This is a genomic window from Paraliobacillus ryukyuensis, assembly GCF_003315295.1.
Lineage (GTDB): Bacteria > Bacillota > Bacilli > Bacillales > Amphibacillaceae > Paraliobacillus > Paraliobacillus ryukyuensis.
Genome location: NZ_QNRI01000005.1, coordinates 168,603 through 188,290 on the forward strand (window position 1 = coordinate 168,603; position 19,688 = coordinate 188,290).

Sequence of the window (19,688 nt, forward strand, 5' to 3'; positions counted from 1 at the left end):
CTTAACCACCTTATTTTACTTTCGCAGTACGAATTCGATTCAATGCTGCAGCAATTTCAAAGCGACGTGGTCGAGCCAAATCTCCTGGATGCTGCTTTGGAAAAGGCGCAAAAGCTGCAAGTCCAGCTTGATCCATTTTCCTTTCTATATCATCTAACAGTTCAGTCAATGTTTTTCCTTGTTTTAATAGTCCTTGTTTATCCACGTAACGAATAATAGCAGCAATCATCGACGTTTGTGACGTATCCACCAATTGTTCCACATACATTAAGTCAAGATCGTTCTTACCGATGATAATCGTAGTTAAACCTTTTGCTTGGATTTTTGATTTTTTACCTTGTTGTGCTTGGATTGTATTTGGTAAGAATATACGATTGGACACCTCACCAAATGCATCTAATCCTTCTGATTGTCTTGTGATTGGATATTTTCCAGCAATGTCTTTCGCTCGACTGGTTACGTTATAAACATGGTAATGGTCGAGCATAATTACTTGATCAGCTACATCGAAATAATCACCTGATCCACCCATAACAAAAATAGTTGAAATAGCTAATTGCTCTTTCATTTGTTTTATTTTATCAATAAATGGTGTGATTGGTTCTTTGTCTTTATTGACTAAAGCTTGCATCCGTTGATCTCGAATCATAAAATTGGTTGCACTAGTATCTTCGTCAATAAGCAATGTGTTCGCACCAGCTTCAATTGCTTCCATAACATTTGCTGCTTGGGACGTACTTCCACTAGCATTATCAGTTGAAAAATGCTTGGTTTTTTGACCTTGAGGCAAGTCATTGATAAATGGAGAGATATTAACGCCAGTTACTTTTCTACCATCTTCCGCTCGTACTTTGACAGCCGCCGGATCAGTTAAAACAAATTCTCGACCATCACCCTCTATGTGATGATAGACACCACGCTCAATTGCAGCTAGTAATGTACTTTTCCCATGGTAACCGCCACCAACAATTAAGGTAATTCCCTTTGAAATCGCCATACCTGTAATCGGTTGCTCACGATGCGGCAATTGAATCGACACTTTATTTTGCACTGGACTTTCAAAGGCAATAGCGTCTTTTAGTGGTCGATTACTAATACCACTCGTTCTCGGCAGAATAGAACCATCAGCGACAAAACTAATCCATCCATTTGCTTTCATTTCTTTACGGATAGCTTGATGCTGGTCAGCAAGTTGGACTACTCGTTCAATCGCTTTATCGGTTACAGCAAATATCGAATCAGTTAGAATAGCTGGGATCGCATCAAAAAATAGCGACTCCGCGCCCTTGCCATTAATTTTTCTTCCGAATGCAGGTAAACCGATAGATAGGCAAATGGTAACATGCGCTTCATCTATTTGTACTGCTGTGCGATCTAGAATTTCTTGTCCGGGTGCATCTATTTTGATAATGCCACTTTTTCCTGAACCTTTGGCTTCGGCACTATTTTTATTAATCGCTTTTGCAACATATCGGGCAATCCAATCTTCCGCATATATTTTCCTGTTGGCCTCCAGTTTCCATTCCGGATAAATCGTTCGATATTCATTTGGAATAACAATGCGGATTTTAGAAGGAGAAGCAAATGGATCACCTTGTACATAATCCACATGGACTTCATAACGATGAAAAGAATATTTTCCTTGTATTTCCTTGTAAGCCTTGTACCCTTTTCCATTTATATTTCTTAATTTATTTTGTAATTTTTTCACTTTATAACACCTCTACCTAATAGCATACAATCTTAACTGTACCTCTTTCAAGCAAATCGGTAAAGCTGATTTGCAACATGAAAAAACGCAATACTTCGTTGCTATCAACGAAATACTGCGTTGTGACATATGTATGGAGCGGGTGAAGGGAATCGAACCCTCGACATCAGCTTGGAAGGCTGAGGTTTTACCACTAAACTACACCCGCATGGTAAGATAATTTATGTACTCAATTTAATTACGCGCTTCCATGTCCCTGCATCTTCTCGTATGAATCAATGGAGCGAATGCTTCGGGACAACTCGATGATTACTCGCTCGTGGCTGAGGTTTTACCACTAAACTACACCCGCATGGTAAGATAATTTTTGAATCGATGTATAAAATTATAACAACTTTCTACAAACCTTGCAACACCAAATTACAAAATTAATAGATAACTCTAACATAAAGGTATCATATATATTATACTGTACTATACGAAACATAGATGATGCACAAAAAATCAAAATAAGTGGGAGGCGATTGAGATGAAAAAAATAATTATTGTTGGAAGTGGGGGTGCAGGTAAATCAACATTAGCTCAACAATTAGGAGACAAATTACATATACCTGTACATCATTTAGATAGTTATTTTTGGAAACCGAATTGGGTATCCATTAGTAGAGAAGAATTAGTTGATATTCAACTTGGACTAATGCAACAAGATAGTTGGATTGTTGATGGAAATTATTCAGGTACCTTGGATCTTCGTTTAAAACAAGCAGATACAGTTATTTTTTTAAATTATCCTACTTGGAGATGCCTTTATGGGATTGTAAAGAGAAGAATACAATATCATAACAAAACAAGGCCGGATATGGGTGAAGGTTGCACTGAAAAACTTGATATGGAATTTTTTAAGTGGGTTGCTCGCTTTCAAAAAGACAAAGCCCCTAAGCTAAAAAGAAAAATCAAAGCCGCCTCACATATTAACTACATTGAATTAAATAGCCCAAAGCAAACACACAACTTTTTACAACATGTTTAGCTCCTTCATATACGGGTAGCGTGGTTATAAGAAAGGTGGCTAAATATGATTTGGACAATTATAGGTATTCTACTATTAGCTTGGTTAATTGGCTTTGTTGTGGATGTTGCTGGTGGATTAATCCACATTCTGTTAATTATTGCATTAGTTGTGTTTATCGCAAAAATGCTCAGGAGATGATTGCCTTAACAGAATGGCAGTTCATGTAAACAAATAATAATTATAAATATGTTCAAATAAGAAGAGAACTATAATAAAATGTACTTATTATAGTTCTCTCTTAGTAATTAGGACGCTTAACAAACTGAGTTCATCCGACCGGTTTGTAATAAAAGATAATTTTTAAAGGAATTGAATTGCTATTATTTCATTTTGATTTTATCGTATGTTTCTAACCATGTTTTTGCCATTAACATATTACCAGCGCTATTCATATGTACACCATCAATGGTTAATTGTTCTGTTGCCTCTGAATTCAAATAATTTAAAAAAGCTGTATGAGTTGGTACTATCACTAAATTAAACTCACTACCCAATCGGTGAATCGCATCTACATAAGCTTTTAATAATTGGTTTCCTTCAGATGCAACTGTTTCTTCAATAATTGTTGGTTCCATGAGAATAATCTCACTATTTGTAAACGCTATCGTTTTTTCTAACAATTCTCGATAAATGGATTCAAACCGCTCTGGATAAACTTGTTCCATATCAACATTATCTAATTGTTGCCAAACATCATTTATTCCAATAGAAACTGATAAAATATCTGGTTTAAGTGCCAGTACATCTTGATCCCAACGCTCTTGTAAGTTAACAACACGGTCCCCACCAACACCTTTATTTATTATCTCAGGTGTTTGATTCGGATTAGAAACTAACCAATAATCGTGAATTAGATTTACATAGCCTGTTCCTAACGGTTCCGAATCTGTTCTTCCCCATTCCGTTATACTATCACCAATAAAAACAATTCGTTTATTCTGCATATAATTTCTCCTCCATTACAAATTTCTATATCCTTATTATGGCACTTTGATTACAAAAAAACTATGTATAAACTAGATGAATGTCGCTTCACTATTCTTGTTTTACCATTTTTATGTTGAATAAACATAAAAAACTCCTGTGACTAACGTTTAGCTACAGGGGTTAATTAGTTGTTTCATGTATTTCGATCACAGCACTGTTTTTGCCATTATTCTTTGCTTTATATAATGCTTCATCGACTTGTTTCATTAAATAATTAGTTGAAAATCCCTTGCCATCTGAGAGAATGACGCCAATACTAGCTGTAATGGTGAGATGATAGGGCTCAATAATCCAAGGGTTTTGCAATTGTGCTTTGATTCTATTAAGAACTGTTTCTACATTTGCTTTTGTTTCGATAGTTGGAAGTAGTATAATGAATTCATCTCCACCCAACCTTGCAACTGTATCCATTTCGCGGACTGATTGTTCTAACCTTTTACCAAGTTCTTGCATCACTGCATCCCCAACATCATGGCCTTTTTGGTCATTGATTTGTTTAAAATCATCTAAGTCTAGCATTGCAATCGCAAAACGATTTTGATTACGCTCATTAGTTGCCATTGTTTGCATTAATCGATCTTGAAACAAGCGACGATTCGGTAATCCAGTTAATGAATCATGATAAGCTAGTGTTTTTAAGCGTGCTTCATATCGTTTCCGATCGGTAATATCTCTTCCTACTACCACAAGGTGTTTGAACTCATGGTCTGTTGTAAAAACTGGTTGACCATTTATCTCAAACCATAACCATTCATTCAAGCGATTATAAATTCGACATTCTATTGTAAACGATAACTGGTGCGTTACCGCTTGCTTTATTTTTTCTTCTACTGCTGCTTGATCTTCTTTATTGATAAAATTGGTTATCGGGTGACTTTCAAAATAGTATACAGGGTAGCCCAGAATGTAGGCATAAGATGGGGATGCATAGACTATTTTTCCATTGCTATCTAATAACGATATTAAATCATACGAATTCTCAGCAATTAGGCGAAATCGTTGTTCACTTTTTATCAGTGCCTCTTTTGCCTTGTGTTCTTTTGTCATATCTTTGATAATAGCATAAACACCGTGTATTGTATTGTGCACCTTTATTGGAACAAATTTAAATTGTAAATGTATTTCAACATTTGTTGTCGTTAATATTGGTGTTTCCACATAAGTCGTTTTTCCATCTCTCGCTTGTAAAAAACTCTCGCTAACTTTGGTTTGATCGGGATTATGTATGAGCGACAATAAAGCGATTGTTTTTTTATCTAAATGTATACGAAATAATTGTTCAAACACATTATTTCCATTTGTTATATTACCGTCCAAATCTAAGTAAATGATTGCATCCGGGTTTTGATCAAATAATGCCTTATATCTTTGTCTACTAAAACGTAATTTCTCTTGTGATATTTTCTTTTCATATTCCGCTTCTTTTAAAGTAGTAATATCACGCGTCAGAGCAACTACTTGTTTCACTTTACCATCGACGATAATAGGGGTTAATGTGGTTTCACTCACTTTATCTCCAGCGTGTCGCGCATGAAAAGAATCTTCATAAGTAATTGGTTGTTTTAGCATTACTACTTTTCGATATTTTTCATGCAATACGTTAAGCAGAGCACCGCTATTAACCTCCGCTAGTTCTTTACCAATGATATCATCGGTGTAGCCAGTTATCTTTTTTGTTTTTTCATTAATGAATTCATAATAAAAATAACGTTGATCAGAACTCACACACATGACAAACACCATATCTTGAATCCCATTATAAACGGAGAGATAATTTAACTGATTATCATTCAACCATGCTTTCCCCCTTTTATCAAAAGTATAAATTACCCAAAACTATTATACCATATTTCCAATTAAACAATTCTACATATTACATTATAATCCCAGCTCTTGATATTATCACTCAAAAAAAGCTTCGGAATTCCGAAGCTTTTTCACTATTATTTTGCAGTTTTGTTGTATATAACTTTTACAATTTCCATCATAATGACTGCCGCTACAGCTAAGCCGGTTGCTATAAGCCATTGATTCCAACCAAATGCAGCTGGTATCGAGAAAACACCTCTTGTAAATGGTAAAATGGTAATAGTGTAGAGCGCAAAACATACAAGTACAGCTCCAAGTACATATTTATTTGTTAATAACCCTACACCAAATAGCGTTTGTGTATTTGAACGAGCTGCAAAAGTTTGCAATGTACGAGATAGAATTAAGGTTGTGAATGCCATTGCCACACCCATTTCAGTTGAGTGCTGTAAACCAATAAAATGGGAAATGATAACAGCAATACCGATCATGCTTCCTCTTGTTATCACGGCACGCATGGTTCCTCCTGAGAAAATACCTTCGTTAACATTACGTGGTTTACGACGCATCACTTCTGGTTCTGATTTTTCCATTCCTAATGCAATAGCTGGCAATGAATCATTGACCAGGTTAATGAATAATAGTTGTAGCGCTGTAAATGGGTTTGCCCATCCGAACACAACTGCAAAAAGAATGGATATTATCGCTCCTAGGTTTCCTGCGAACAAATAACCAATTGCCTTTTTAATATTATCGAATACCGTTCGTCCAACACCGACTGCATTAACAATTGAAACAAAGTTATCATCGGTTAAAATCATTGCAGCAGAATCTTTCGCTACGTCTGTACCGCTTCCCATAGCAATTCCGATATCTGCTTGTTTCAATGCAGGTGCATCATTGACACCATCACCAGTCATTGCTGAAATTTGGTCTTTTCGCTGCCAAGCACGAACAATTCGAATTTTATTTTCTGGTGATACGCGTGCATAAACAGTAATATGCTCTAATTTTTCATCTAATTCCTCATCTGAAATAGCATCTAATTCTTGACCAGTCAATGCAATATCGTCTTCTTCCATTAAGCCAATTTGACGTCCAATTGCTTGTGCAGTCGTTTTGTGATCTCCAGTAATCATTACAGTTTTTATGCCAGCACCTTTTGTTTGCTCAATGGAACCATACACCGCTTCACGTGGTGGATCCATCATTGCTGTTAAACCGACTAAGACTAAATCATTCTCATCTTCGTATTGTAATGCTTCTTTATTATTATCAAATTTTTTATAACCATAGGCTAATACGCGTAAAGCTTGATTTGAGTAATCTTCATTCGCTTCATGTAGTTTATCAATCCATCCCTGTGTTAAAGCTTGCTCTTCCCCGTTCACAAGAATATAGCTAGCCCGCTTAAACATGACATCAGGTCCACCTTTTGTCAGCATCATTTTTTCACCATTAAGGGTATGCATCGTGGACATTAATTTACGATCAGAGTCAAAAGGTAACTCCGCTTCACGTTTATGTTTGTCACGTAGTTCTAAGTAATCTTGATTATTATCATTTGAAAAGTTAATTAACGCAACTTCGGTGGGATCTCCCACTTCTTGTCCATCATTGTTGATATAGGAATCGTTACACAACACTGCAATATCAACTAGCAGACGTTCAGACTGATTCCAGTTCTCTGGACTTTCAGCAAGGTGTTCTTGTTCACCTTCGGGTATAAAGTAATCCGTCACTGTCATTTTATTTTGCGTTAATGTACCTGTTTTGTCTGTACAGATAACACTTGTTGATCCTAATGTCTCCACGGCTGGAAGCTTACGTATAATCGCGTGTTGTTTTGCCATTTTGTTGGTACCAACGGATAATACAATTGTAACAATAGACTGTAGTGCTTCTGGTATCGCTGCTACTGCTACTGCTACCGCAAACATCAAAGCATTAAGAATTTCAGTGGCAAGATCTGCAGTATTATCTCCTAACCAAATTCGAGCAGCTTGAACCACAAAAATCACAATAGATAAAATTAAAATTCCAATACCAAGTTTTTTACTAAAAGCATCTAATTTTCGTTGTAGCGGGGTTTGCTTGTTTTCAGCTGTTGAAAGCAAGTTAGCAATTTTACCAATCTCTGTTTGCTCTCCTGTCCCTGTAACGACGAATGTTCCACGGCCATACACAACTAAGGAACTACTAAATACCATATTGGTTCGATCACCTAAAGCTGCCTCCTCGTCAATCGGGTGAATTTGTTTGTCAACAGCTTCTGATTCTCCTGTTAATTGTCCCTCGTTGACCTTTAGTGAGCCACTCTCTAACACTCGTCCATCGGCTGGTATGTAATCACCTGCTTCAAGATAAACGATGTCACCCTGGACAAGTTCACGCGCAGGAATCGTCTGTTTCGAACCATTTCGCAATACTTTCGCTTCGGGTGCGGACATATCTCTTAATGCATCCAGTGAGCTTTCTGCTTTTTTCGTTTGAACGACACTTATAATGGCATTCATAATTAGTACAACGACGATGACAATCGTTTCAACATACTCACCTAATAGCAGCTGAACCCCTGCTGCAACCAGTAAAACAATAACCATCGCATCTTTAAATGTCTCTAAGAAGAGCTTCCATGTAGGGACTTTTTCTTTATCTTCAAATTCATTGTAACCATCACGTTCTAATCGCTTGGTTACCTCTGCAGAAGATAACCCTTGTTCTGTTGCATCGATTTCTTGCAACACATCTTCTTTTGTCGAGCGATAAAATTCCATTTACCTCACCATCTCCTCGCAAGTTTATTTCTTGATCGCGTTAAATATCTGTTTGAATGTTCCTTATTCCACTAAAAAGCTTTATTGCATGCATTACCTGCTTTTTGCATAGTTTAAACCAAAGTAGCTAAAATAACTCATAAAAAAGACCTTTACCGCAGACAGCATTATCTACGGTAAAGGTCTTGCTAACAACGTGAGTTGCCAATCATGCCGGAGATTATTCTCGTAATGACGACATAATTGTATCAGCTACTCCCCTTTATAATTACTTTAATCTTAAGTTGAAAGCATACGTTTGTCAAGCCATTAGAGTTTTATTCTAAGTTCTAGTTCATCCATTGTTTTCCGAACAACTTGCTCATCAACTTCATGAAGCAATTCGTTTAAATTGACTGCTTCTATTTCTGGAATGTTCCGGTTGATTGTAACAAGTTCTTTACTCATAAATGCGGATGCCTCCCCTGCTGTCAACTTCTTTTTATAACGGTTAAATTTTGTATCAAGTACATCTAGTTGATTAAATAATTGCTCAATCGTCTCATATTGTTGAATAAGTGGTAAAGCAGATTTAGCTCCCACTCCTGGGCAACCTGGTATATTATCACTACTATCTCCCAGTAGTGCTTTTACATCAATCCATTGGCTTGGCTGAATACCATATTCTGCTTCAAAATGTTCCACTGTATACACCAATTCTTGACGTTTTTGTGCCATAATTTGTGATGTGAAAGGATTTAATAACTGTAGTAAATCCTTATCATTGCTATAGATAAAACATGGCATTTCTTTTTCAAGTGACCACTTATGAGAAAGCGCTCCGATAATATCATCCGCTTCATGTGGTGCAATCACAAATTGTGTCATACCAATTTGATCTAAGGCTTTCGTTAACGTCTCATATTGTTGAATAAGTGCGGGCGGTAATTCATTACGATTAGCTTTATAAAAATCATGCGCCTGTCTTCTGTCTGTTTCTTCCCGCTTCACATCCCAAGCAATCGCAATGTGGGTCATTCCATGTTGCTTAATTAAGTTGTACATTTTTTGAAAAAAGACCCTTAATGCATTTGTATATAAGCCGCTACTATTTCTAGTCAATTGGTCTTCTGTTTTATTATAAGCAGTCGCAAAATAACTTCGACTGAGTAAATTAAATCCATCAATTAATAACAATTTTTCTTGTTGCCACAAGCGTAACTACCCCTTTTTTTATTCATATGTGCTTCGGATGAATCTCTATCTATCTTTCACTACTAATCCTAATAAGGATGAAAAGGCTGTTGCTTGCGTTTCATTTACAATACAGCCCTTTACATCATTGATTCCTACCGTCATCTGTTCAAAATAGGAAGTACTAAGATCAATGCCTTTTAATGGTGTATGAGAAAAATTTGCTCCTGTCAAATCGCAGCTTTGAAAAGCTACTCTTGTTAGTGCATTTTCAAAGGCATCAATTTGTTTCAGTATGCAATTATCAAAAATAACTTGTTTTTGTTTGGCATATCCAAATCCACCAAGCAGCATATTACATTGATGAAATCGAACATCCATTAACGACCCATCTGCAAAATTTGCTCCTGTCATCTGACAATTGTCAAATAACACACGTTTCATGGTGATTTCTTCAAGTTGCGCATTCGACAAATCACATTTTTCAAACACTACATCGCGTAGATACATTTTGCTAAGTGCGATACCTTCAAATCTGACATTCTTGAAGATAACATCAATACATTCAAATGCTTCTGTTAACGGTCCATCAATGGTGCAATCTTCAATAATAACTTGTTTAATATACGGTTCCTGTTCATCATAAACCTGACTAAATGCTACTTTGTCTTCCGCCGTTACTTTTGGTCTGTGCACAGTTATAGCCATCGTAGATTTCGCTCCATTTCTTTCATGCTTTAATCTATTATCCATTGTATCACAAAGCTTGTACCAGAACGTTAAACAATAATTAAAGCATATAAGAAGAAAAAATGCTATAATAAGCAAGATTTTCAACAAAACAGCCTATTGTAATAATTCAACATTATTTAATCTAACATAAGGAGAATAAAGACATGCTAAAGCAATTTTTTTCTTACTACAAGCCACACAAACGATTGTTTCTTATTGATTTTTTTAGTGCCATTTTTGTGGCCTTATTGGAATTAGCCTTTCCAGTTGCTGTACAAAGTTTTATTGATCGCTTATTACCACAAGAGAACTGGGGTTTAATTGCAACTGTCAGCATACTTTTATTCGTTGTTTATCTATTAAGTACTTTTTTACAATATATTGTTAGCTACTTAGGGCATAAACTAGGCATTAATATTGAAACAGATATGCGTGAGCAACTTTTTACACATGTACAACGGCAATCATTCACTTTTTTTGATAATACAAAAACAGGACACATTATGAGCCGAATTACTAATGATCTATTTGATATCGGAGAGTTGGCACACCACGGTCCTGAAGATGCATTTATTTCTATTATGACATTTACAGGAGCTTTTTCGATTATGTTTTATGTCAATCCAACTCTAGCTTTAATTGCGCTAGTAATGGTTCCTTTCTTAATTGCACTTGTAACGTACTGTAATATCGCGATGAATAAAGCCTGGCATAATATGTATGGCCGAATTGCAGATGTTAATGGTCGTGTGGAAGATGCAGTATCTGGTGTTCGTGTCGTGCAATCATTTACCAATGAGGATTTTGAAATCAATCGGTTCAAAACCGATAACAATTTGTTCCGCAAAGCCAAGATAGGCGCTTACCGTGTGATGGCTGCCACTCATTCTAGCATATATATGATGACGCGTTTACTTACACTGCTTGTCCTTGTTGTTGGGGCATGGCTTAGTTACAAAAACCAACTCACTGCAGGAGAATTAGTTAGTTTTGTTCTTTATACCAATGTGTTAATTAAACCAATTGATAAAGTCAGTGCATTGCTTGAATTATATCCAAAAGGGATGGCAGGATTTAAACGATTCCAAGAGCTGATTGCGCAAGAACCCGAGATTAAAGATAAAGAAGATGCTATGTCAGTTAAGAAATTGATTGGGGACATCACGTTTGATCACGTATCGTTCTCGTACGATCAACATAAATCTGTTCTGAACGATATCTCCCTAAACATTCGTCCAGGAGAAACGGTTGCTTTTGTTGGCCCTTCTGGTGCAGGTAAAACAACGATATGCTCGTTAATCCCTCGATTTTATGATATTGATGACGGTAGCATTAGCATCGATCATATTAACATCCGTGACATGACTAAAAAATCATTACGTTCGCAAATTGGAATTGTTCAACAAGATGTATTTCTATTTAATGGTACTGTCAGCGAGAATATTGCTTACGGGAGAAGAAATGCGACAGAGGAAGAAATTAGAGTAGCTGCTCATAAGGCACATCTTGATGAAGTTATTCAAAACTTGCCACATGGTTATAATACACAAATTGGAGAAAGAGGTTTAAAATTATCTGGTGGTCAAAAACAACGATTAGCCATTGCAAGAACTTTTTTAAAGAATCCACCAATATTAATTTTAGATGAAGCAACTTCAGCACTTGATACAGAAACAGAAAGAATCATTCAAAAATCGTTAACTGAATTAGCTGAAAACCGTACAACATTAGTTATTGCCCACCGTCTAGCAACTATTCGTGACGCTGATCGTATTATTGTGGTCACTAATGATGGAATTGCAGAACAAGGAAGCTATGATGAGCTGTTAGCTAAGAACGGGATTTTTGCTCATTTACACAATATTCAATTTGATCCAGTGACAAATGGAAGCTTGATGTCTTAATTAGTTCCATACTACGAATGAACTAAAAAATCCGAATCGAAAACTGTTTACATCAGTCTATCGATTCGGATTTTAGTATACTTTGTTAGCTTTTATTTTTCTTTTTTGGCATTTGTGGCCTAAAATGAAGGCCTAACTCTTTTTTCTCAATATTTAATGATTTATAAATCGAGAACAGCATTAGCGCCATGATGATCGAGAAAGGTAATGCCGCTATAATTAACGCATTTTCTAATGCTTGCAACCCTCCACTATATAAGAGGATAAGTGCTACGGTTGATTGTGCTAATCCCCAAGTAAGTTTGACAGGATTTGGAGGTGTCAACGAGCCATTTGTTGTTTGCATTCCTAACACAAACGTAGCCGAATCCGCAGAAGTAATGAAAAATGTACTGATTAAGAATACCGCTACCATAGATAGAGCAGCTGACCAAGGCAATTCATTGAAAATTGCAAAAAGTATCTCTTCTGTTTGAAACTGTGTTAAGTCAACTAAGCCACTAGCCTGGACATCAATTGCAGCTGTTCCAAATATCGCAAACCATAAAAAGCTGACAATAGAGGGCAATAATAATACACCGATCATAAACTCTCGAATCGTTCTACCTCGTGAAACTCGGGCGATAAAAATACCAACAAATGGTCCCCAAGAAAGCCACCATGCCCAATAGAAAATCGTCCATTCATTTATCCACTCTCGGTGATCGGCATTTAGTGGCGCAATACGAAAGCTCATTTGAGCAATGTTTTGAATATATCCACCTATCGTATCCGTAAAAATGTTGAGTGTTAAAATAGTAGGTCCCGCTATAAACATTAGAATAAATAATAAAATACCTAACACCATGTTCGTATTACTTAGATATTTAATTCCTTTCCCCAGCCCTGTTGATGCTGAGATCATAAATAGAACGGTAACAATCACAATAATAATTGATTGAGCCAAGAAATTATTAGGAATATCAAATAAGAATGTTAATCCACCGTTAATCTGTGCAGCACCAAAACCAAGCGTAGTCGCTACACCAACAATTGTTGCAAATACTGCTAACACATCAATTGATGTTCCTAATGGCCCATATACTCTATCTCCAAATACCGGTTTTAAAGTAGATGAGATGAGACCAGGCTCGTCCTTTCTAAATTTAAAATAAGCTAGGCACAGCGCTATTATCGCATAAATCCCCCATGCGTGAAGTCCCCAGTGAAAGAAAGAATATCTCATCGACTCTTTAAATGCTTGATCTGTTTCTGGATCGGCTAGTGCTGGTGTCACATAATGTGCTAACGGCTCTGCTGCCCCCCAGAAGACAAGACCAATTCCCATTCCTGCACTAAATAACATAGCGAACCATGTTCCATTAGAATAATCGGGTTTATCTGTAGTCTTCCCTAATTTAATTGCACCAATCGGGCTAAATATTAAGAAAATACAAAACACAATAATTACGGTAACTAAAATTAAATAATACCAGCCAAATGTCGTAGTAATTAAATTCTTTATGTTATTAGTAACTTCTTCAAATCCTGCAGGCATCGTTGCTGCTAAAATTACTGTTGCTAATACAATAGCAAGTGTGATGTAGAATACATTTGATATTTTTTTCATAACTGCTCCTTCATGTAGTAGTCTCTCTAATGTAAAATAACCCCTTCTTAGTTACAGGTGTCAACACGTTTTACATTTAGCCCGAATTCAAAATTAATTGATTTACAGGAAGATGTCAAATCGAATATCTAAAATTACAAATATTGATGGTTGGTATATGGTTAAAAAGTCCTGTCTTACATATTAGATCGAAACTTTTAATAACTAAAAACGTACGTTTCTAACGTGTTTGTTTACTATTCATTACTACCAAAAATGTCTAAATATTGATTTTGCAATATAAATTGATTATTTTTCCATCCAACAACATTATTAACATAACCTAAAGCATCCGCATTATACCTGCCAGCAATACGCTGAAACCCTAATAATTCATAGACGCCATTGTAATCAAAATCTACCGGATACATCCCACTTAATGGATTAACGAATCCTGATATTGGTTGTTTTAGTACCCCATTAGAATCATAAATTTCATTAAGATAACTTGGATCTCTTGTCGAAATATCAATGACATAATACATTCCATTATATTTGCTTAAAAAGGCGACTTTATAGTTATCTTGGTAAGTTACTTCATATTGATATTGTTCATTATAAACAGCAGAATTAAAAATTAACTGCGGCATACTTGAGGTATATTGATAAACGTAATGGTTATAGATTGCACCACTTCCACCGGTAGCCACAGAGATGAAGATGTCCTTAACCTGATTTCCAGTAAAATCTCCTAAAAAAACAGACGGATCGTAGCCTTGGCTTTCTGGTAAAACGGTACGTGTAACTGCTCCCGTAAGTCCATCTTGAACAAACAACGTAATATGATATAAGTAAGGGCTATGCTCTTTTTGTAATGCAGTTATATAAATATAATCTTCGACGCCATCTCCCGTAACATCACCTACAGTATAAGTAACTAAGATTAGGGTAAGAGGCATTTTTGATGTATCCATACATTCCCTCTTTTCTTTGTTGCTAATTCCCTCTCTTGTTACTATATGCCCATTTGCGAAACAACGTGCTAGTAGCATCAATTATTCACGATTAGAATCATCTATATTTTCTTTAAAAGCAAGTGCTTCTGGTATCATGGTAAATCCTTCGATGACTGTATCCTCTTCTACTTCAATCAAAAGATGCGTTTTACCAGCTATATTCACCTGTTTAACATAGCTTAAGTCTTGTGGGCTAATCGAGATGTTAGCAACCTTGGTCTTAATTTTAATTGATTTTGACTCGTACTTTGGCATAATACTGCTTGCTTTTAATTCGTAAGATTTGTCATCGATCACTTCATGAAAAGCTGATTCAACCTTTTCACTATTCACATCCTCGACACCGCTCATTTTTAATACATTTTCAACATCCCGATAATCTAATTTTGGTGTTTCAGCTTCTTCATTTTCTTCTATCACCCGATGGATTTCCTCGTAAACATTTGATAACGTTGTGGTATTTAACTGATTTCCTGTCACATGTTTGACGATTTCTTCAAAAACCGCTTTATCTTCTTCTGCCGTCATAGCTTCCTGCGCATTAAGCACATTTTCAATAAAATGCATATCTAATTCATTTGATTTTCCAGTGGAATACAACACATGATTCACATCTGCCGTGTTATCAGTAAAACAAGGGAACAAGAATCCTTGCATTGGCGCCTTCAAATTAATGATTGGATCTACGACAATATTGTATTTAAATGCTTTTTCGATATAGTCAAATAACAATTCTTTTTTCGGGTCTTGTGTTTTATTGACACTTGATAAGACAAAGGAATGCGCATACCGTGTCGATTCAACTTCTTCCTCTAAATCATCATTTTTGCGCTTCACTGGTTTGATATATTCGCCTCGGATAAATGTAATAACAATATCCATATCGTACGTTTTTTCGTGTAACATTTTCTCGACAAGTTCGAGCATTTGTGCTTTCCATTCTTCCACACCTTGACTTAGTAAACCTTTATGCAAAAGAAATTGACTACTGTTTTCTGCATTAGAATCAAAGCGTAATTCAAACAATTTTTCATCTAACTGTCCTGTTAGCACCTTTTTAAAATTATCCATAAATAACTCTTGTTGCTCCCGTTCTAACATATCAAACGGTTGGCTTTGATGATGATATATTTCATCAGATTCTTTCATCACGTAGACATTAAAAATGTCACTAATTTTTAGTGATTCGTTATCTACTTTAAATTGCTTTCGCAACTCAGCAATATCTTTTTTATTCATGCTTCTTCACTGCTCCTAATTTGATTAATTAACGAATACCCCTTTGATTCATTAGTTGAAAATAATTTATTATAGACTAATATTAGCGGATCTCTTTTGGAAGTCTACGTCAGGATAGTAGGTGTTCTTGACTAAGACGTTTGGTCCTAAACACTTTACAGCTGGACAATGACAAGATAGTTGCTTCGCGGTTTCTGTTTTTTTCCATCGTTCATATGCAGATTGCAATGTATTGGTTTGGATATTCCCTAGAGGAGGCACATCGCCAAAATCTGTGACAATAATCTTCCCTGTAAAAATATTTACATTTAAGCGTGATCTTCCATCAGGATCATTTCTTACGGTAACATTTTTGCTTTGATATAATTGTTTTAATAGTGATAAATCTTCTTCTGAGTTGCTGCATGGATAAAATGGAAGTGTCCCAAATAACATCCATGTATTTTGATCTCGATGGTCTAATAGTCGTTTGATCCCCTGTTTCATTTCAGCAAGACTTAACGTTTCTAAATCTTTTGCAAAGTCAACAGGGTACATGGGGTGAATTTCATGTCTGCTACATCCCATTTCAAGCACGTGATCATGAATTTTTTCTAAATATGGGAATGTTCGTCGATTTAACATCGTCTCAGCAGAAACCATTACTCCTGCTTTCGAAAGCCGTTGCGCATTTTCAACCATTTGATGAAAATATCTTTCTCGATTTTCTGCTGATGGCTTACGCTCCATATTCTTGAAGCCCGTTTCCACAAACTCTTCTACAGTTCCCCAATTATGGGAGATATGAAGTACATCCAAATAAGGAATAATTGCTTCATACCGACTAAAAGGAAGCGTTAAGTTCGAGTTTAGTTGGGTTTTTACGCCTCGCTCATGCGCGTATTTCAATAGTGGTAATACATAATCTCTTACTGATTTCTTTGACATCATTGGTTCGCCGCCGGTAATACTCAATGTTCGTAAATGGATTACTTCATCTAATCGCTTAGTGATCAGTCCCATTGGTAATGATTCCGGATCGATCATGTTCAAATCATAGCCAACTGCGCAATGTTCACAGCGCATATTACAAAGTGTTGTGGTTGTAAATTCAATGCTTGACAACACCATTTCTCCATTTATTTCGATATCGCGATATGCTTCCCATGGATCGTTAGCTGGGTTCGAATGATTTTTTAATAGATCTAGTTGCATGTAAAAAACTCCTTATTTTTATAGATTACTAAACATAACTTAGCACAAACTGTTCTACAACAGGATGTCGTCGGCTTGTTGTACCTCAGTGAGGTGTTTACTAAGAAATGCTGTCAGTCGTTGATAATACGTTTGACTATCCGTTTGCCAAGCCAGGCCATGACCTGCTCGGGGTATTAATAGTAACTCTTTCTGGTTTGTGTTAGTAGCTTGATATAGTTTATGAACCATAAAAGTTGGAACAAACGCATCTTCTTTCCCATGAACATAAAGCATTGGTTTCGTCGTTTTTTTCACTTGGTTCAGGGCAGATGCTTCTTGAAAAGAATAACCTGATTTCAATTTCGCTAATAAGCTAGTAATATGTAAAATCGGAAAAGCTGGTAAATGGTACATACGTTTCATTTGGTAGCGAAGTTCTTCCATAGCAGATGTATAGCCACAATCAGCGATAATTGCTTTCACTTGATCTGGAAGCTTTTCTCCGCTAGTCATCATAACTGTAGCTGCCCCCATGGAAACGCCATGTAAAACTATCTCCATATCATTCCCTAACTGTTGGAGAACTTGAGCAATCCAACGTTGATAATCCAGTCGCTCATGCCAACCAAATCCAATATAATCGCCTTCACTTATCCCATGTCCACGTGCATCTGGAACAAGTACATGCATGCCATATACTTCATGATAAAGTCTAGCAAATCCACTCATTGTTTTTGCGTCACCACTATAACCATGTGCAACAATAGCTACATGGCGCGTTGGTTTATTAGCCTGTAAAAAATATCCATACAAATGTAAATGATCAGGTGTTTGTTGCTGCCATTTAGCAAATTCTTGATCATTCCACCATTGCTTATCTTCTTTTGAACTAAGATCTAATTCATCATCGACTTGTAAATCAGGATCTTCCGAAAGAAACGGTTTTTCTCCTCGAGCAATTGCAACATGGTAAAAATAAAATCCAGCTCCGACTAAACCAACAAGTACAAGTGTAATTAATCCAATAATAATAGATAACATCGCACTTTCCCCTCTCTATAGTGTATTATACCAATTTTTTTATGATTCGTGGAATGATAGTTTAAGATAACCTCTATGTTCACTTGGTTTATGCCTAATGATGAAGGGGTATGCATATATTAATGTTTAAATGAAAAGGATGATCGAAGATGGTTAATTACTATGACGTGATTGGAATTGGCATTGGTCCATTTAATTTAAGTTTGGCTGCGTTAACAGAAAAAATGGATGATCTAGCGTGTATCTTTTTTGACGATACACCACAAATGGAATGGCATCCTGGTATGTTAATTGAAGGAACTGATTTACAAGTACCATTTCTTGCTGATTTAGTTTCGTTTGCTGATCCAACCAATTATTATAGCTATTTAAACTATTTACATATTCATAAACGTCTTTTTCCTTTTTATTTTTTTCACAAAATGGAAGTTCCCAGAAAAGAATATAATCATTATTTACAATGGGCAGCAAACAACATTTCTGGACTTCATTTTGGAAAAGAAGTCATCGATGTTATGGATAAACAAGATCACTATCAAGTATTTGTCCATAATAAACAGACGAATACCACAGAAGCGTATTTTGCAAAGCATCTGGTAATGGCTACCGGGACGAAGCCACTTGTATTAGATAATATGAAGGGTTTTCCCAATGAAGATGTTCTACATACTAGTCGGTATTTGTATGAGAAAGAGACATTAATAAAAGCGAAGGATATTACACTTGTAGGATCAGGACAAAGTGCAGCAGAAATTTTTTATGATTTATTAGAAGAAAAAAAAGAAAAAGATTTTCAACTAACTTGGTTGACTCGGTCTGAAGGTATTTTTCAATTAGAAGCTGCAAAGTTAGGACAGGAATTTTTTTCACCTGATTATGTAGATTATTTTCATGAACTTCCGCTAAACAAGCGAAAACAGACATTGGATACACTTGATCCATTACGGAAAGGGATTGATTATCAAACCTTAAATGGTATTTATCGATTGCTTTATCACTTTTCAATTGGGAAGAGAAGTCCAGAAGTCACCATTCAACCTTTAACAGAAATTAAAGCCATCAAACACCATAAAGAAAGCTATCAATTGGATTGTCATCAGTGGCAAGCCGACCTATCTTTTACCCACCATACCGATAAAGTTATTCTTGCTACTGGGTATCAACCGAATATTCCATCGTGGTTTATCAACCGATTTAAGGATAGCATTAATTGGGAAGATGACAAGTTATATCAAGTAGATAGAAACTATGCCTTATCTTTTAAAGATAATCGCAAACATCATGTTTACGTTGCTACCAATTTAGAGCATTCACATGGAACTGCAGCTACGAATTTAGGGCTAGCCGTACAACGTAATATGGAAATTATTAATGACATCACAAATGAAGAAAGATTTGATACCTCTGATTCATTTATCTTTCAACAATTTAAACCTTAAAAAGACTTAATTAAACAAACCACA

General features: G+C 36.0%; 15 protein-coding genes and 1 tRNA gene. 4 read left to right on the plus strand and 12 right to left on the minus strand.

Annotated elements, in window-relative coordinates; all coding sequences use genetic code 11:
• Window positions 1-10: 10 nt before the first annotated feature.
• A complete protein-coding gene (locus tag DES48_RS09555) occupies window positions 11-1,711 on the minus strand; it encodes an ABC-ATPase domain-containing protein (RefSeq protein ID WP_113868756.1) in 1,701 nt (566 codons plus the stop codon).
• A gap of 134 nt (window positions 1,712-1,845) precedes the next feature.
• Window positions 1,846-1,919 (minus strand) — tRNA-Gly (locus tag DES48_RS09560).
• A gap of 321 nt (window positions 1,920-2,240) precedes the next feature.
• Here DES48_RS09560 and DES48_RS09565 point away from each other — a divergent pair.
• Both DES48_RS09565 and DES48_RS09570 read left to right on the plus strand, forming a co-directional pair.
• Window positions 2,241-2,741 carry a DNA topology modulation protein gene (locus DES48_RS09565; RefSeq protein ID WP_113868758.1) on the plus strand — a complete coding sequence of 167 codons (501 nt, stop codon included), beginning with the start codon at window positions 2,241-2,243 and terminating at the stop codon, window positions 2,739-2,741.
• Between the two features lie 45 nt (window positions 2,742-2,786).
• A complete protein-coding gene (locus tag DES48_RS09570) occupies window positions 2,787-2,921 on the plus strand; it encodes a lmo0937 family membrane protein (RefSeq protein ID WP_113868760.1) in 135 nt (44 codons plus the stop codon).
• Between the two features lie 182 nt (window positions 2,922-3,103).
• Here DES48_RS09570 and DES48_RS09575 read toward each other — a convergent pair whose 3' ends face one another.
• The 5 genes from DES48_RS09575 to DES48_RS09595 form a co-directional block, all read right to left on the minus strand.
• Entirely contained in the window at window positions 3,104-3,727 is a 624-nt protein-coding gene (locus DES48_RS09575) for an SGNH/GDSL hydrolase family protein (RefSeq protein WP_113868762.1), read from the minus strand.
• A gap of 163 nt (window positions 3,728-3,890) precedes the next feature.
• The gene (locus DES48_RS09580; RefSeq protein WP_113868764.1) at window positions 3,891-5,564 is read right to left on the minus strand and encodes a sensor domain-containing diguanylate cyclase; all 1,674 of its coding nucleotides are present in this window, start codon (window positions 5,562-5,564) and stop codon (window positions 3,891-3,893) included.
• 149 nt (window positions 5,565-5,713) lie between these two features.
• Complete coding sequence (locus DES48_RS09585; protein WP_113868765.1) at window positions 5,714-8,356, minus strand: cation-translocating P-type ATPase; 2,643 nt, start codon at window positions 8,354-8,356, stop codon at window positions 5,714-5,716.
• Between the two features lie 309 nt (window positions 8,357-8,665).
• The gene (locus DES48_RS09590) at window positions 8,666-9,550 is read right to left on the minus strand and encodes a 5'-3' exonuclease (RefSeq protein WP_113868767.1); all 885 of its coding nucleotides are present in this window, start codon (window positions 9,548-9,550) and stop codon (window positions 8,666-8,668) included.
• A gap of 45 nt (window positions 9,551-9,595) precedes the next feature.
• Window positions 9,596-10,237, minus strand: a complete 642-nt coding sequence (locus DES48_RS09595; protein WP_170126199.1) for a pentapeptide repeat-containing protein — start codon at window positions 10,235-10,237, stop codon at window positions 9,596-9,598.
• Window positions 10,238-10,425: 188 nt separating this feature from the next.
• Between DES48_RS09595 and DES48_RS09600 the strand changes: the two genes are divergently transcribed.
• On the plus strand, window positions 10,426-12,165 hold the full coding sequence (locus tag DES48_RS09600) for an ABC transporter ATP-binding protein (RefSeq protein WP_113868772.1): 1,740 nt from the start codon (window positions 10,426-10,428) through the stop codon (window positions 12,163-12,165).
• An 85-nt stretch (window positions 12,166-12,250) separates the two neighbouring features.
• On the opposite strand, the gene DES48_RS09605 is transcribed toward DES48_RS09600, so the two are convergent.
• From DES48_RS09605 to DES48_RS09625, 5 genes are all read right to left on the minus strand, one after another.
• Window positions 12,251-13,774 carry a glycine betaine uptake BCCT transporter gene (locus tag DES48_RS09605; protein ID WP_113868774.1) on the minus strand — a complete coding sequence of 508 codons (1,524 nt, stop codon included), beginning with the start codon at window positions 13,772-13,774 and terminating at the stop codon, window positions 12,251-12,253.
• A 236-nt stretch (window positions 13,775-14,010) separates the two neighbouring features.
• Window positions 14,011-14,727 (minus strand): VCBS repeat-containing protein, encoded by a 717-nt coding sequence (locus tag DES48_RS09610; protein ID WP_113868776.1) that lies wholly within the window; start codon window positions 14,725-14,727, stop codon window positions 14,011-14,013.
• Between the two features lie 81 nt (window positions 14,728-14,808).
• On the minus strand, window positions 14,809-16,008 hold the full coding sequence (locus tag DES48_RS09615; RefSeq protein WP_113868778.1) for a DUF4317 domain-containing protein: 1,200 nt from the start codon (window positions 16,006-16,008) through the stop codon (window positions 14,809-14,811).
• 69 nt (window positions 16,009-16,077) lie between these two features.
• Window positions 16,078-17,202, minus strand: coding sequence for a radical SAM/CxCxxxxC motif protein YfkAB (yfkAB, locus tag DES48_RS09620; RefSeq protein ID WP_113868780.1), 1,125 nt, complete (start codon window positions 17,200-17,202; stop codon window positions 16,078-16,080).
• Between the two features lie 54 nt (window positions 17,203-17,256).
• The gene (locus DES48_RS09625; protein ID WP_113868782.1) at window positions 17,257-18,225 is read right to left on the minus strand and encodes an alpha/beta hydrolase; all 969 of its coding nucleotides are present in this window, start codon (window positions 18,223-18,225) and stop codon (window positions 17,257-17,259) included.
• A gap of 149 nt (window positions 18,226-18,374) precedes the next feature.
• On the opposite strand from DES48_RS09625, the gene DES48_RS09630 reads away from it, so the two are divergent.
• A complete protein-coding gene (locus tag DES48_RS09630; RefSeq protein WP_113868784.1) occupies window positions 18,375-19,664 on the plus strand; it encodes a lysine N(6)-hydroxylase/L-ornithine N(5)-oxygenase family protein in 1,290 nt (429 codons plus the stop codon).
• Window positions 19,665-19,688: the final 24 nt, after the last annotated feature.

Bases quoted from the DNA above. Each gene is read 5' to 3' on its own strand.
- DES48_RS09565 (WP_113868758.1), top strand. From the start codon at position 2,241: ATGAAAAAAATAATTATTGTTGGAAGTGGGGGTGCAGGTAAATCAACA.
- DES48_RS09570 (WP_113868760.1), top strand. From the start codon at position 2,787: ATGATTTGGACAATTATAGGTATTCTACTATTAGCTTGGTTAATTGGC.
- DES48_RS09575 (WP_113868762.1), bottom strand. From the start codon at position 3,727: ATGCAGAATAAACGAATTGTTTTTATTGGTGATAGTATAACGGAATGG.
- DES48_RS09585 (WP_113868765.1), bottom strand. From the start codon at position 8,356: ATGGAATTTTATCGCTCGACAAAAGAAGATGTGTTGCAAGAAATCGAT.
- DES48_RS09595 (WP_170126199.1), bottom strand. From the start codon at position 10,237: ATGGCTATAACTGTGCACAGACCAAAAGTAACGGCGGAAGACAAAGTA.
- DES48_RS09600 (WP_113868772.1), top strand. From the start codon at position 10,426: ATGCTAAAGCAATTTTTTTCTTACTACAAGCCACACAAACGATTGTTT.
- DES48_RS09605 (WP_113868774.1), bottom strand. From the start codon at position 13,774: ATGAAAAAAATATCAAATGTATTCTACATCACACTTGCTATTGTATTA.
- DES48_RS09610 (WP_113868776.1), bottom strand. From the start codon at position 14,727: ATGGATACATCAAAAATGCCTCTTACCCTAATCTTAGTTACTTATACT.
- DES48_RS09615 (WP_113868778.1), bottom strand. From the start codon at position 16,008: ATGAATAAAAAAGATATTGCTGAGTTGCGAAAGCAATTTAAAGTAGAT.
- yfkAB (WP_113868780.1), bottom strand. From the start codon at position 17,202: ATGCAACTAGATCTATTAAAAAATCATTCGAACCCAGCTAACGATCCA.
- DES48_RS09625 (WP_113868782.1), bottom strand. From the start codon at position 18,225: ATGTTATCTATTATTATTGGATTAATTACACTTGTACTTGTTGGTTTA.
- DES48_RS09630 (WP_113868784.1), top strand. From the start codon at position 18,375: ATGGTTAATTACTATGACGTGATTGGAATTGGCATTGGTCCATTTAAT.